At 70.2% G+C, this 13,283-nt stretch carries 12 protein-coding genes; 2 read left to right on the top strand and 10 right to left on the bottom strand.

All coding sequences use genetic code 11. The features are described from left to right. Positions 1 to 15 precede the first annotated feature (15 nt). Together EPAKOI_RS24845 and EPAKOI_RS24840 are read right to left on the bottom strand one after the other, a co-directional pair. Entirely contained in the window at positions 16 to 570 is a 555-nt protein-coding gene (locus EPAKOI_RS24845; RefSeq protein WP_423193996.1) for a hypothetical protein, read from the bottom strand. Positions 571 to 636: 66 nt separating this feature from the next. Further along, complete coding sequence (locus EPAKOI_RS24840) at positions 637 to 1,512, bottom strand: LysR family transcriptional regulator (protein WP_423193995.1); 876 nt, start codon at positions 1,510 to 1,512, stop codon at positions 637 to 639. Between the two features lie 90 nt (positions 1,513 to 1,602). On the opposite strand from EPAKOI_RS24840, the gene EPAKOI_RS24835 reads away from it, so the two are divergent. Beyond that, the gene (locus EPAKOI_RS24835; protein ID WP_423193994.1) at positions 1,603 to 2,367 is read left to right on the top strand and encodes a sulfite exporter TauE/SafE family protein; all 765 of its coding nucleotides are present in this window, start codon (positions 1,603 to 1,605) and stop codon (positions 2,365 to 2,367) included. Between the two features lie 18 nt (positions 2,368 to 2,385). Here EPAKOI_RS24835 and EPAKOI_RS24830 read toward each other — a convergent pair whose 3' ends face one another. From EPAKOI_RS24830 to EPAKOI_RS24820, 3 genes are read right to left on the bottom strand one after another with little or no spacing between them, the layout of a single operon-like run. Beyond that, positions 2,386 to 2,748, bottom strand: a complete 363-nt coding sequence (locus EPAKOI_RS24830) for a hypothetical protein (RefSeq protein ID WP_423193993.1) — start codon at positions 2,746 to 2,748, stop codon at positions 2,386 to 2,388. An 8-nt stretch (positions 2,749 to 2,756) separates the two neighbouring features. After that, a complete protein-coding gene (locus EPAKOI_RS24825; protein WP_124685695.1) occupies positions 2,757 to 3,179 on the bottom strand; it encodes a cupin domain-containing protein in 423 nt (140 codons plus the stop codon). A 58-nt stretch (positions 3,180 to 3,237) separates the two neighbouring features. Continuing rightward, positions 3,238 to 3,774, bottom strand: a complete 537-nt coding sequence (locus tag EPAKOI_RS24820; RefSeq protein WP_124685694.1) for a DUF3016 domain-containing protein — start codon at positions 3,772 to 3,774, stop codon at positions 3,238 to 3,240. A gap of 135 nt (positions 3,775 to 3,909) precedes the next feature. Here EPAKOI_RS24820 and EPAKOI_RS24815 point away from each other — a divergent pair, with 135 nt between their 5' ends. Then, positions 3,910 to 4,374 carry a nucleoside deaminase gene (locus EPAKOI_RS24815; protein WP_423193992.1) on the top strand — a complete coding sequence of 155 codons (465 nt, stop codon included), beginning with the start codon at positions 3,910 to 3,912 and terminating at the stop codon, positions 4,372 to 4,374. A 26-nt stretch (positions 4,375 to 4,400) separates the two neighbouring features. Here EPAKOI_RS24815 and EPAKOI_RS24810 read toward each other — a convergent pair whose 3' ends face one another. The 5 genes from EPAKOI_RS24810 to EPAKOI_RS24790 form a co-directional block, all read right to left on the bottom strand. Next, on the bottom strand, positions 4,401 to 5,897 hold the full coding sequence (locus EPAKOI_RS24810; protein ID WP_124685692.1) for a DUF1254 domain-containing protein: 1,497 nt from the start codon (positions 5,895 to 5,897) through the stop codon (positions 4,401 to 4,403). 117 nt (positions 5,898 to 6,014) lie between these two features. Then, complete coding sequence (locus EPAKOI_RS24805) at positions 6,015 to 9,836, bottom strand: autotransporter outer membrane beta-barrel domain-containing protein (RefSeq protein ID WP_423193991.1); 3,822 nt, start codon at positions 9,834 to 9,836, stop codon at positions 6,015 to 6,017. 186 nt (positions 9,837 to 10,022) lie between these two features. Next, positions 10,023 to 10,967, bottom strand: coding sequence for a Bug family tripartite tricarboxylate transporter substrate binding protein (locus EPAKOI_RS24800; protein ID WP_253700346.1), 945 nt, complete (start codon positions 10,965 to 10,967; stop codon positions 10,023 to 10,025). A 247-nt stretch (positions 10,968 to 11,214) separates the two neighbouring features. Further along, positions 11,215 to 12,183: a Bug family tripartite tricarboxylate transporter substrate binding protein gene (locus EPAKOI_RS24795; protein WP_124685689.1), complete on the bottom strand. Its 969-nt coding sequence runs from the start codon at positions 12,181 to 12,183 to the stop codon at positions 11,215 to 11,217. 133 nt (positions 12,184 to 12,316) lie between these two features. Next, the gene (locus EPAKOI_RS24790; protein WP_124685688.1) at positions 12,317 to 13,228 is read right to left on the bottom strand and encodes a LysR family transcriptional regulator; all 912 of its coding nucleotides are present in this window, start codon (positions 13,226 to 13,228) and stop codon (positions 12,317 to 12,319) included. Between the last annotated feature and the right edge of the window lie 55 nt (positions 13,229 to 13,283).

Genomic DNA, 13,283 nt, shown 5'->3' with positions numbered 1-13,283 from the left:
TTGCCGGGCAACCGGCTAGAGCGCAGCCGGCACCTTGGCGGGGGCGGGCGCAGCCGAGGCGGCGGGCGCCTTGTCCGGGTTGCTGCCATAGGCAAAGTAGCGCGCCTTGGCGCCCTTGCCCCAGTACGCCACGGTGAACTGCTTGCCGTCGCGGGCGTACAGCAGTTCCAGCGTGCCATTGGCGGCCGCCCACTCGGCGTAGGCGTTCTGGGCGTTGGCGTCGGTCTTGCGCTTCGATTCGTAGCGCGCGTCGAGCTTGTGCGTGACGTCGTCCAGCGCGGTGCGGTCGAAGGTCAGCGTCACCAGCGTCACCAGGTCCTGCGCATCGCAATTGACGACCGCGCGCGTCAGTCCGGGCAGGTTGAATCGGTCGAGGTGGCGCAGCTCGAAGGCGTCGCCGCCGGCCCACGGCGTCTTGCCGGTCTTCTCGCGGTTCGGGCCGGGCGTCAGCCTTGCGCACTGGGTCTTGCCCAGCTCCAGCCCCAGCGGCGCCGCGACGGCGCCCACGGTGGACTGCGCATGGGCCGCGCCGGCCAGGCAGGCCAGGGCCAGCAGGAATACTTGCTTCATGGGATTGCTTCCAGACGATGTCCCGGGATTTTACGGCTTTCCGCGGGCCCGACTTGAGCGCGGCCGTCAGCCTTCGGTCAGTTGCCGCGCCAGCAGTTGCGCGTGGGGCGTCAGCGCCTGGAAATCGCGCGCGCAGAGATAGAGGCGGCGGGTCGCCCAGGGTTCGGACAGCGGCAGGATGGCCAGCCCGCGCGGCATGGTCTGCGCCAGTGCGTCGGACACGATCGAGATGCCGATGCCGGCGTCGACCAGCATCGCCACATGCTCGACGTTGCGAAGCTGCACGCGGTAGTGCAGCTGGCGCCCCAGCCGCGCGGCGCGCTCGGCCAGGTGCGATTCCAGCGCCGTGTCGGCCACGCCGACGATCGGCTCGCCCACGATGTCCGCAAACGCCACCGTTTCCTGCGTGGCAATCGGATGCATCCGGCCGGCCACGACCACGAGCTGGTCCTGGGCGATGCGGTGGGTCTGGAGCGTCGAGACATCGGTGATGTCGGCGACGATGCCCAGGTCGGCGCGGCCCTCGGCCAGCGCCTGGACGATCTCCGCGCTGGGACGCTCGCCCAGGTCGACCGACAGGTCCGGATGGGCGGCCAGGAAGCGGCACAGGGGGGGCGGCAGGAAGGCAGCCAGCGCGGCGGTATTCGACAGCAGCCGGATGCGGCCCTTGAGGCCCGTGGCGTAGTGGCGCAGTTCGCCGCGCATCTGCTCCACCTGGCCCAGGATCGAGCGCGCGTGGCGCACCAGCGCCTCGCCCGCCGCGGTGGGCCGCACGCCGCGCCGGTTGCGTTCCAGCAGCGGCGCGCCCAGCGCGGCCTCCATGCCGGCGATGCGCTCGCTGACGGACGCCACCGCAAGGTGCATCGCGCGGGCGCCGTGGGTCAGGCTGCCGCATTCCACGACGCTCAGGAACAGCCGCATGTCGGTCAGGTCGAAACGCACCGCAACGCTCCTCTGCTTTCGGATGCGCCGAAGTCTAGCACCGGAAATGCCAGATTGCGGACCGGGCCGCCGGTGCATAGCATTCCGTCCATGGATCCGATACTGATGGTTCTTGGCGCTGGATTTGTGGCTGGCGCGATGAATGCCCTGGCTGGCGGGGGCTCGTTCGTCAGCCTGCCGGCGATGATCGCCGCCGGGGTGCCACCGGTTCAGGCGAACACGTCCAGCACCGTGGCGCTGTTTCCGGGCGGGCTCGCCAGCGCGTGGGCCTATCGCGACGGGCTGGGCCCGGTGGGCGCCGTGTCGCTGCGGGCGCTGCTGGTGGCCACGCTGTGCGGCGGGCTGGCCGGGGCGCTGCTGCTGTTGCGCACGCCATCGGCCGCGTTCACGTTCGTGCTGCCGTGGCTGCTGCTGGTGGCCTGCGTGGCGCTGGCGTTCGGGCGCCAACTGGGCGAGGCGCTGCGCAGGCGCTGCCATGTCCACGCCAATGCCGTGCTGGCCGTGCAGTTCGCGCTGGGCGTCTATGGCGGCTATTTCGGCGGGGCCGTCGGCATCATGATGATCGCCATGTGGGGCCTGCTCGACAGCCGCGACATCAAGCGGCTCAATGCCCCGCGCACGCTGATGGTCAGCGCCGCCAACGCGGTGGCCGTGATCGCCTTTATCGTGGCGGGAGCCGTGCGCTGGCCAGAGACGCTGGCGATGCTGATCGGCGCGGTGCTGGGCGGCTACGGCGGCGCGCTGCTCGGCAAGCTCACGCCGCCGCGCGTGGTGCGGGCGGGCACGCTGCTGGCCACGTCGTGCATCACGCTGGCGTTTTTCGTCAAGACCTACGCGCCGGGGATGTTCCGGTAGCGCCCCCCGCCGGATCGGTCAGACCGCGTCCGTGGCGATGGCGGCATCCAGCATGGCGATGGTCAGCCCCACCAGCAGTGCCACCGCCGACGCAATGAACCAGCGTACGGTCTTGCGGTATTCCGGGATGCTGTCGTCTTCCAGCCGCAGCGCGCGAAACAGGGCCAGAATCTGCAGCGCCACCGCGACGATCAGGCACAACGCGGCCAGCAGCGCGCTGGCGCCCCAGTGGCCGGGACTCTCGAACCCCCAGAAACGCCAGAACGCCAGCGAAAAGCCCAGCAGCACCGTGATGGCCGTGATGATGCCCTGCCGGAAGCCCGACGGGACGCCGGTCGGCGGCGCAGGCGGTGGCGGGTGCGGCCCATCCGGCGTCGGCATCGGCGCGCTCAACCGGCGGCCCCCGGCATCTGCACCATGGCCAGCGTGGCGATATTGCCGCCGATCACGCGGCTGGCGTGGCCCTTGCCGTGCGTGTCCTCCAGCAGCAGTGCGTTGCCCGGTACCAGCGCGCGGCGCTCGCCGTCCGATGCCTCGAACTCCATCTCGCCATCGAGCACGAAGATCCACATGCGCACCGGCGCGGGATGGAACTGGCCGACCCAGCCGGTGGGGATGACCAGGAAACCCTGCCGCTCGGCCGGGTCCAGGCGCGAGACGCGGAACGCTGGCGCCGGCGGGGCGAAGTCGCGCTCGTGCATGTCGAACGACAGCGCGCCGAAATGCGATTCGCCGGCGTCGTCGCTGTAGAGGCGCCCGAAGGCCAGCGTCGAATGGCTGACGGGCGGGTCGGTGGAGGTGGCGTCGGCCATGGCAGGGCTCCGGTCCGCGTGGCGATCTACCCAGTCTAGTCGCGGCCCGGCTGCGGACCTAGCCCTGCACGCGCCGCGCGATGGCGCGCTCGAACCAGTCGTCGAGCATGGCTTTCTCGTAGCGCAGCGGGTCGCTGGGGCCGTACAGGTTGACGCCCCAGTTGAAGTGCATGTTGTGGATGCGTTCCTCGCGCGTGGCCAGCGTCTCGTCGCCGTGCGTCAGCACGTAGCGCAGCGTCATGCGCGGCCACGTGGCGTCGCGCACGATGCGCAGGCCGCTTGGGTAGCGCCAGTCGACGTAGCCGGCCAGGTCGATGTCCAGCACTTCGATCGACAGCGCGTAGCCGGGCGGCAGCCCACGGGCGGCCAGCTTCTGCAGGTGCTGGCGGATCGCCTGCAGCACCTGCGCGTCGCTGCCGTAGCCGGCGTGGCGCGAGGCGTCCTGGTACGTGTCGGGATGCAGGAACGTGACGGTCAGCGCGCTCGGCGGCTCGGCCGCCAGGGCGCCGCCCATGGTGGCCAGCATGGCAACGAGCGGCGCGCCGGCCAGCCGGATGGAGAAGCGCCAGGGAAGGCGCAAGGGAAAGCGAGACATGGCACCCCGCCGCGAAAACGCCCGGCTGCACCGCTGGCACGGCACGGCTTCCAGCCGGTGAAGCGCGTGGCCTGCTTCAGCTTAGTACACGGCGCAGCGGTTATGATCGGACCCTTCGCACGATGGAGACCGAGCATGACGCAAGCCCAACAGTATCTGCAGGAAGCCATCCGCCTGGCGCGCGCCAACATGGAAGCGGGCGGCCGCCCGTTCGGCGCCGTGATCGTCCGCGATGGCCAGGTCATCGCCACGGCCGTCAATGAGATCCACAAGACCCAGGACCCGACGTCGCACGCCGAGCTGAACGCCATCCGCGCCGCCAGCCACAAGCTCGGCAGCCCCAGCCTGGCCGGCTGCGCGGTCTACGCCAGCGGCCACCCGTGCCCGATGTGCATGGCGGCGATGCGGCTGGCCGGCGTGACCGAGGTGGCCTACGCCTATTCGAACGACGATGGCGAGCCGTTCGGGCTGTCCACGGCGGCCATCTACGCCGACCTGGCCCGGCCCTTCGCCGAGCAGTCGATGACCATCCAGTACCTGCCCGTGCGGCAGCAGGGCGAGCTCGACCTGTACGAGGCCTGGCAGCAGCGGCAGCGCTGACATCCGCCGCGCCGCCGCCGGCGGCGCTACTTCTGCCTGACCAGGTCGCTCGGCTTCCACGCCTTGTCGAAGAACGCCTGGGTCGGGCCGTACAGCCGCAGGATCACGAAGTAGCCCTGCCCCGGCAGCGTGCGCAGCCAGTTGCGGCCCTCGCCCGGCGATGTCGGCCCGAAGTAGATGTCGGTCGATCCATCGGCGTTCTGCGCGGGCTTGTCCATCGTGTTGATCGACGGGAAGGGCTGGCCGTTGTCGACGCCGGTCGCCTTCAGCGAGTCATAGATCGTGACGGACCAGAACAGCGCGGCCGGCACGTCCTTCGGCAGCGTCAGCTTGTAGCGGTTACCGCCGCTCAGGAACTTGCCGTCGGCATCGACGAACGTCGCCGGATACTTGGCGCCCACGTTCACCATTTCCACGGCCATGCCCGGGCTGGCCGAGTAGGCGTTGGCAAAGAACCCGGTGCGCGGGTCGATATAGTTGAACGTCTCGGCCGTGAACGTGGCGTTGCCCGGGAAGACGTTGAGCCAGCGCCGGTCCGGGTACCAGAGGCCGTTCTCGACGATGGTCTGCGGCTCGTAAGACGCCACGTGCGCCATCTTGGCTGCCGTGCGCGCGGCCTTGTCCAGCAGCGCCCGCTGCCGCGCGTCCGGCGCGAACGGCTTGTCCTTGCGGATGCCCAGCGCGGCCAGCATGCCGCGCATTTCCATGTCCTGCGGGTCGGCGTACTCGTGCGCGATGTAGCGGGCCAGCATGTCGAAGGCCGAGCCGTCGGTGGGGTACAGCATGTCGACGGGCACGCCCGACGCGTTCGGGAACTGCATCGGCCGCGCCGATGCCTCCTTGCCCAGCGGGTAGATGCGGGTCTGTTCCATCACGCGCACCGGCTCGGCCAGCGCCTTCGGGTCCTTGAAGAAGCCGCGCCAGAACACGAATACGCCGTAGGTGCGCGAGCGCATGGTGATGTAGCCCGGCGGCACCTCGCCGCGGTAGTCGGGCGGCAGCAGCAGGTACTTGCCGCCCTTGCCCTTGTCGGGCCCGGGCAGGCCCACGTCGCCGCACCAGCGGCGGCCTTCGATCTCGCCTTCCGTGCAGATCGGCCGCTGGAAGAAGTCGTCGAGGATGCCCTGCAGGCCCGGCGGCACCTCGATCACCATCGGCCCGTCCTCCTTGAGGTCCAGGTAGCCCATGGCGTAGATCACGTCCGAGTTCGGCGTGGTGACCCGCGTCTTGGCGTTCAGCCGGTCCTTCCAGATCGGCAGCACGTTGTAGCCCTTGCCGAACGTCTTCTCCGAGCCTTCCTTCATGCCGTACATGTTCAGCGCCGGCAGCGCCCAGATGTAGCTCTGCACCGCGCGCTGGAAGTACAGCTCGTCCTGCAGCGCGGTAATGCCCTGGCGGGTCGGGTAGCCGCCCTGGAACGGCGTGCCCGCCAGATTCTCGTATCGGGAAGACTGCCCGTGTGCCGCGCCGGCCAACGCCATCGCCAGCGGGGCCGCCGCCATCCATTTCAGTGCTCGTCGCATCGTGTTCTCCGCCAGTTGTGCCGGGTTCGACGGAAATGGTATCGACGATGCACCGGGTGCGGCATTCACTTCTTTCGGCGAACGATATGAATTTTCTCGGGCGGCGCCCCTGGACGGCTACTTCCAGGTGTACTTGAAGCCGACGCGGGCCGCGTACTGGTAGTAGTTCTGCTGGCCCCAGGAGCCCGAGACATTGGCCCAGGCCGTGCGGCCCTTGCCCAGGTCCGCGTTCAGGCCCAGCTTCAGCTCCATCCGGTTGTGGGGATAGAGGGTGCCCACCGGGATCTGGTTGAACGCGATGTTGCTGTCCGTGTCGCTGTACCACCAGTTCACGGTCAGGTACGGCTGGTACTTACGGCCGTCGGCGCGGTCGTAGGTGCGGTGCGTGCGCACGCCGAGCCGGGTGATGACGCCTGAGCTGTCGGCGCCGTTCACGCGCGTGCCGTTGGGCTCGGTGACATCGTCCTCGTTGTAGTCGACGTAGATCAATTGCGCCTGCGGCTCCACCACCCAGCCGTCGCGCAGCGGCACCGCGTAGCCCGCCTCGCCCGACAGCGCCAGCCCCTGCGCGTGGTAGCGCACCGAGGGCAGCAGGTCGCCCTCCACGCGGTTGGTGAACCAGCCGTATTGGAACCACGTGTCGACGTAGGCGCCCAGCCGGTTCTCGTCGTTCTGGTACCACGTGCCGTACGCGCCGACGCTCCAGCCTTCCACCTTGCCGCGCGCGTGGAACGCGTTGCCGGCGGCGTCCGCGTCGGTGCGGGCGTTGCCGTAGCTGGCCATCAGCCCGGCGTGCGCGCGGTCGGTCTCAGAGCCCAGGTGCCACTTGGCGAGTTCGAGCCCGCCGTGCAGCAGGAACGAGTCGGTGCTGGTCTTGTACACGCCGTCCTTGCTGCGGCTGCCCTGCCAGTTGCCCACGGCGCGCAGCCAGCCCGCGCGCGGCTTGTCCTCCGCCCGGTCGAAGCCCTGCGATTCCACGTACTGCGGCTCGCCCAGCCGGTCGTGCAGGCTGTGGACGAACATCTGCCCGGCCAGCCGCTGGTTGGCCAGGTAGGCGGCCACCTCGGGCCGGTACAGCGCCTGCGGGGTTGGCGTGGGCTCGGGGCTGCGCTCGGAGCGCAGGTACCAGACGTCCGGATTGGCGCCGGCCTGGTCGCCTCGAAACAGGCGGTACTCGTAGACCCCGGCCACGGCACGGCCGTTCAGCGCGAACGCGTTGGGGTCGCTGGCCGACGGCGCCTTGTTGGTCAGCTCGACCAGCGCGATGCCGGCGCCGTTGGTCAGCGCGCCCGCGCCGCCCACGTTGTTCACGGCGATGCGGGTCGGCCCGCCCGGGCCGGTGGCGGTGGCGTCGACGACGAGCATGTCGGACCGGCTGGCCGCGCCGCCTTCGTTGAGCACCGTGTTGAGCTTGAGCGCGCCGCCGTTCGACACGAATGTGCCGCCGCCATCGGCGCCGGGCGTCTGCCCGCCGGTGATCACCAGCACGTTGCCGACGGCCGTGCCGCCACCGGCCACGTCGATGGTGCCGCTGTTCGTGAACGTCCGCACGCCCAGCAATTGCCCCTGCACCGCGCCGCCCAGCACCGGCGCGTTGGCCGACTGGCCGAGCGGCAAGTAGGCGCCGGTGGCGTCGAACGTGGCGATGGCGTCGGCCGGGCTGCGCGTGGCGGCCGTGCCGACTGGCTGCGGCGCCAGCGACAGCGTGCCGCCGTTGTCGACGCTGTTGGCGCCGCTCGTGCCCAGGTTGGCCACCGCCACCTGCCACGTGTCGCGGACCCCCGTGCCGCTGCCGTCGATGAACCGACGCAGGTTCCAGGCCCCGGCGTTGGCGATCTGCGTGGCCGACGTGGCGGCGGTGACCACGCCCGTCATCGCGCCCGTGTTGCGCAGCACGAAGCTGCCCGCCGCGCCGTTGTCGGCCGCCACCGCCACGTCGCTGAGCGCCGACAGTCCGGCCCCGTTCTGCACGGCCTGCGCCGCGCCGCCCACGCGGATGCCGGCGCTGGTGCCCCATCCCGCCAAAATCGGCCCGGTGCTGGTGACGTCGACCGTGCCCTGCGTGGTGGCCTCGATGCCGGATGCGTTGTTGCCGACGGTCTGGATGCCGCCGCTGTTGGCCACGGTGATGGCCGCGGCGGCAGTCGCCTGGGCCAGGATGCCTTGCGAGTCGGCTACGCCGAGCGTCTGGATCGATCCGGTGTTCGTGATCTGCTGCGCGCCGGTGCTGCTGAAGCTGCGCATGCCGCGCTGGGTGGCGCCGCGCGCGAGGATCGCGCCGGCGTTGCGGACGGTGACGCTGCCCGCGCCGGTGCCGCCGCTGAAGCCCGAGCCGGCGACGATGCCCGCGCCCGACCCGTTGACGTCGATCTGCCCGCCCTGGAAGTCGATGCTGACCGGGCCGCCCAGCGTGGTGGCCTGCAGGCCGAACGAGCCGCCGCCGGAGCCGTCGCCGCCGCCGTTGTCGGCATGGGTGACGATGGTGCCCGACGCGCGCACGGTCACGGGCGCGGTGGCTGAATCATTGGTGGCGTAGATGCCGTTGGCGTTGGCGTTGAACGTTTCGAGCTTGCCCCCGTGGTAGTCCACCGTCGTCGCGTTGGTGTTCGAATGGGCGCGAATGGCGCCCGCGCCGTTGCCGACCACCGTGATGTTGCCGGAATAGTCCACCGTCGACGTGCCGTTGACCGCGCTCATGATGATGCCGTAGCCGCGCCCCGAGGTCGGCGCGCCGCGCACGGTAATGTCGCCCGAGCCCGTGACCTGGGCGTTGCTGGCGCCGCGCGCGATCACGTAGATGGCGCGCGACCCCTCCGCGTCGCCGGCGTTGGCGGGGCTGCCCACGGTCAGCGTGCCGTGGTTCTCCACGGCGATGTTGCCGTCGGTGGCGCCGCCGCTGACGTAGATGCCGTGGCCCTGTATCCCGGTGGTCGTCAGGGCGCCACGGTTGACGATGGTGATGTCGCCGCTGGTGGTGGCGGCGGCGCGCAGCGCGCTGCCGGCCGTGCCGTCGGTCGTGATCGCGCCCGTATTGCGGATGCTGACCGCGCCCGTGCCGCCCCAGCCCAGGATGCCGAACGCGTTCTCGTCGATGGACCGGATGCTGGCGCCGTTGTCGATCGTGATCGCGCCGCTGCCGACGGTGCGGGCCCAGATGCCGGCGTGGTTGGCCTTGCCCGCTTCCAGGCCGGGGTCGGCGGGGTCCGCCACGCCGTTGGTGTTGTCGACGATGATCGACACGCCGCTGCCGACCGTCGCGGAGATGGTGCCGGCGCCCACTGCGCGGCCATGGACGCCGTTGCCGCCCACCACCGAGATCTGGCCCGTGCCGTTGTGCACGATGCTGGCATTGCCGCCGCCGGTGTTGTTGGCGTCCAGCCCGTCATGGTCGTTGCCGTTGACGAGGTTGGTGATCTGGAGCGCCGTGCCGGCCGTGACCGAGATCGACGCCGCGCCCGCCGTGTTGTTGAGCGCGTTGGCGCCGTCCAGCGCAGTCGCGCCGGTTAGCGTGATGCCAGTGGCGCCGCCCGAGAACGTCACCGTGGCGTCGCCGGGCGCGCCCGTGACCTGGGCCTGGACCCCATGGGCGTTGCTGACCGTGGCGCTGTTCGTAATCGTCGCGCCGTCCACGGTCACCGACGCGCTGGCCTGTCGGCCGAATGCCCGCAGGCTGGAGGCGGTGGTGCCGCCGAACGTGGCGCCTGGCAGCGTGCCCAGCACGGCCGCCGTGCCGATGGCCGGCTGGCACAGCACGCCGGTCGGAAAGCTGCCCGAGATGTCGCTGCCGCAGCGCGCCGTGGCCTGGGCGGCGGCCGGCGTGGCATGCACGGACAGCGCCACCAGCGCGGCGGCGCCCAGCGTCACGCGCGGCGTGGGCGCGTCCGGCTCCGGACCATCGTTGCGGAAGGGTGGGTAAGAAGCAGACGCAGCCAGGCCCATGACATCGTTCGCCGGGGAACCATCGTCACTGCATTGTTGGCGGTCGCGTCACCTTCCGTAATTGAATCTTTTTTGATTGCGTCTGAAGAGATTTGTTAGAAGTATCAAAATCTCTGACTGCGCAGTGAAGGTGCGGGCGGGCCGGCTTCCGGTGGAAACCGCCCGCCCGTGCGGGCCGGCTGCCGTTCAGTCGAGCGTGATCTTGCCGGCCTTCACGATCTGCGCGTAGCGCGTGGTGTCGCGCTCGATCAGCTTGCGGAACTCGTCGGGCGTGCTGCCCACCGGGATGAAGCCCAGCTCGGTCAGCTTCTTCGCCACGTCGGGGCTGCGCGTGGCGGCCGCGATCTCCTTCGCCATGCGGTCGACCACCGGCTGCGGCGTGCCGGCCGGGGCCAGCAGGCCGGTCCACGAACTCATGATGAAGCCGGGAAAGCCGGACTCCTCCATGGTCGGGATGTTGGGCTCGCCGGGCCAGCGCTTGGCGGATGCCACGGCCAGCACGTTGATCTTGCCGGACTTCACATGCGGCATCGGCACCAGCAGCGGGTCGAACGCCACGGAGACCTCGCCGGCCACCAGCGCGGGCAGGATCGGCGCGCTGCCGTTGTACGGCACGTGCGTCATGCGGACTTTCGATTCCATCGCCAGCCGCTCGCCGGTCAGATGCGCCGAGCTGCCGACGCCGCTGGAGCCGAACGTCAGCGCGTCCGGATGCTTGCGGCCGTAGTCGACCAGCTCGCCGACGCTCCTGGCGGGCACCTTCTTGCTGGCAAACAGGAACAACGGCAGTTCTGCCATTTCCGCCACTGGTGTCAGGTCCGACGGCTTGTAGCTGAGCTTGGAGTACAGCGACATGTTGGCGCTGTACGCGGCCAGCACCGACACGAACGTGTAGCCGTCCGGCGCCGAGCGCGCGGCCACGCCCACGCCCAGCGTGCTGTTGGCGCCGGGCTTGTTCTCGATGATGATCGGCTGGCCCAGGCTCTGGGACACGCGCTCGAACACCACGCGCGACACGGTGTCGGTGGACCCGCCCGGCGTGTACGGCACGATGACCTTGATCGGCTTGCTGGGCCAGGCGTCCGCGGCAAAGGCGGACGGGGTGGACAGGGTGGCGATGGCAACGGCCATCCCGCACGCGGCGCGCGCGGCTTGACGCTTGATACGCACTACATCTCCTTCACTGATGTTCTGCTCGCACCCGGTGGCGGCGCCCCGGGGCTCTCGGCCGGACGGCGCCGGCCGGGCGATTATCGGCGAGGAACCGGGCGGCCGGCGTCAGGGTCAGCCCCCGGTTGTGCGATGCAATGTGCGATAGCCGCACCGGCGCGGGCCGGCCATGCTGCATGGCAGGCCGGCATGGCGCGACGGGTGCCGGTCAGTCGATGCGCGCGCCCGAGCTGACCACCACGGGCTTCCACGCCTGGTACTCGGCCACGACGAACTTGCCGAACGCGTCGGGCGTCAGGCTCATCGCCTCCGCGCCCTGCTGCGCGAGCTTGCTGCGCATCTCGGGCTGCGACAGCGCGTCGGTCACGGTGCGGTTCAGCCTGGCGACGATCTCCGGCGGCGTGCCCTTCGGCGCGAACAGGCCGAACCACGCGCCCGTCACCACGTTGCGCACGCCGGCCTCGGCCATGGTCGGCACGTCGGGCAGCGCGCTCGACCGCTTGCGCGACGTCACGGCCAGCGCGCGCAGTTGCCCACCGCGGATATGCGAGATCACCGACGGCACAGTCGCGAACATGAACTGCACGCGGCCGGCCAGCAGGTCGTTCAGCGCGTCGGCGCCCTTGTACGGCACGTGGGTCGTCTTGGTGCCCGCGCTCTCGTTGAACAGCACGCCGGACAGGTGCGCGGCCGTGCCCACGCCGGTGGAGCTGAAGTTGAGCTGGTTCGGGTGCGCCTTGGCGTAGGCGATGAACTCCTGCACGGTCTTGGCCGGCACGCCGGGGCTGACGACCATCACGTTGGGCACGTCGGCGATGGGCGCCACGGCCTGCAGGTCGGTCTGCGGGTTGACCTTGAGGCGGCTGTACAGCGTGGGATTGATCGCCACGGGGCCCACCGACGTGGCCAGTAGTGTGTAGCCGTCGGGGTCGCTGCGGCCGACGAAGTCCGTGCCGATGTTGCCGCCGGCGCCGGGGCGGTTTTCCACCACCACGCTCTGGCCCAGCGCCTTGCCCATCTGCTGCGCCACCTCGCGCGCCAGGATGTCGGTGGTGCCGCCGGCCGTGAACGCCACGACCACGCGGATCGGCTTCGACGGGTACGGTTGCTGGGCATGGGCTGTCGCGGCGCAAAAAAGCAGTACGCCGGCGGCCGAGCGCCGCAGGAAGTCTTTCATCGCTGTCTCCGTGTGTCTCTTGTCATGGGGCCTGCCGCTGGCGCGGTAGCCCTGGGACCATCTTAGAAAGACGGCGGCGCCGAGCTTTGACGAAACAGAAACGCTGCGTTCTTGCCGTGCGGCGCGGCCGCGGCTACCTGGGCTTCAGGAAATGCTGCTCCATCGCGGCGCAGCGGCTCAGGTATTCCAGCAGCCGGCCCACGGCCGATGGCAGGCTGTCGCGGTCGCGCACGCAGACATAGAACGCGCGCTCGGCCCAGTCGTCCTTCAGCGTCAGCAGCGACAGGCCCATCATCTGCAGGTAGTTGCGGGCGATGCCCTCGGGCACCACGGCCAGGCCCAGGCCCTCGCGCACCATGCGGCAGCGCGCCTCGAAGTTCGACACCTGCGTCTTGACGGTCAGCGGCCGCGAGATCGTGCCGGACACCAGCGTCAGGAACGCGTCGAACGTGTGGCGCGGAAAGTAGCCCAGGAAGTCGTAGTCCAGCGCCTCTTCCAGATGCAGCGCGCCGCGTGCCTCCAGCGGATGCCCGCGCGGCACCACCAACCCCACGCGGTCCTGGCGGTATGGCAGCGAGTGCACGCCGGGGCTGGGGCTGCGCGCGTGGTAGATGCCGATGTCGGCATCGCCGTTGGAGACCATGCGCGGGATGTCGAAGCTGAACGCTTCCACCAGGTCGATGCGGGCCTCGGGGTCGTGTTTCAGGAAGCCGCTGATGTCGGCCGGCAGGAACTGCAGGATGGTCGACCGGTTGGACGCCAGCCGGATCTTGGCGATGCCGTCGAGCGAGTAGGCCGCCAGCGCGTCCTGCGCAAGCTGCACGCTGCGCACGATGGCCTTGGCGCGCTGGTAGAGCATGGCGCCGGCCGGCGTGGGCTCCACGCCGCGCCCGTGGCGGCGCAGCAGCGCCGTGCCCGCGCGCCGTTCCAGCTCGGCAATCCGCTTGCTGGCGGCGGAGGTGACCAGGTTCTCGCGCTCGGCCGCACGTGACAGGCTCTTCTCTTCCACGGCGGCAATCAGGATGGCAAGCGAAGGAATGTCCATGTCCATGGGTCGGGCGTGCTCCGGAAGGAAAAGCTGCGCGCAAAACGGCGTGCGC

This window comes from Cupriavidus sp. H18C2, from assembly GCF_049393795.1.
Classification (GTDB): Bacteria; Pseudomonadota; Gammaproteobacteria; order Burkholderiales; family Burkholderiaceae; genus Cupriavidus; species Cupriavidus pauculus_C.
The sequence above is the reverse complement of the archived record's forward strand: the minus strand, read 5'-3'. Positions and strand labels throughout refer to the sequence as shown.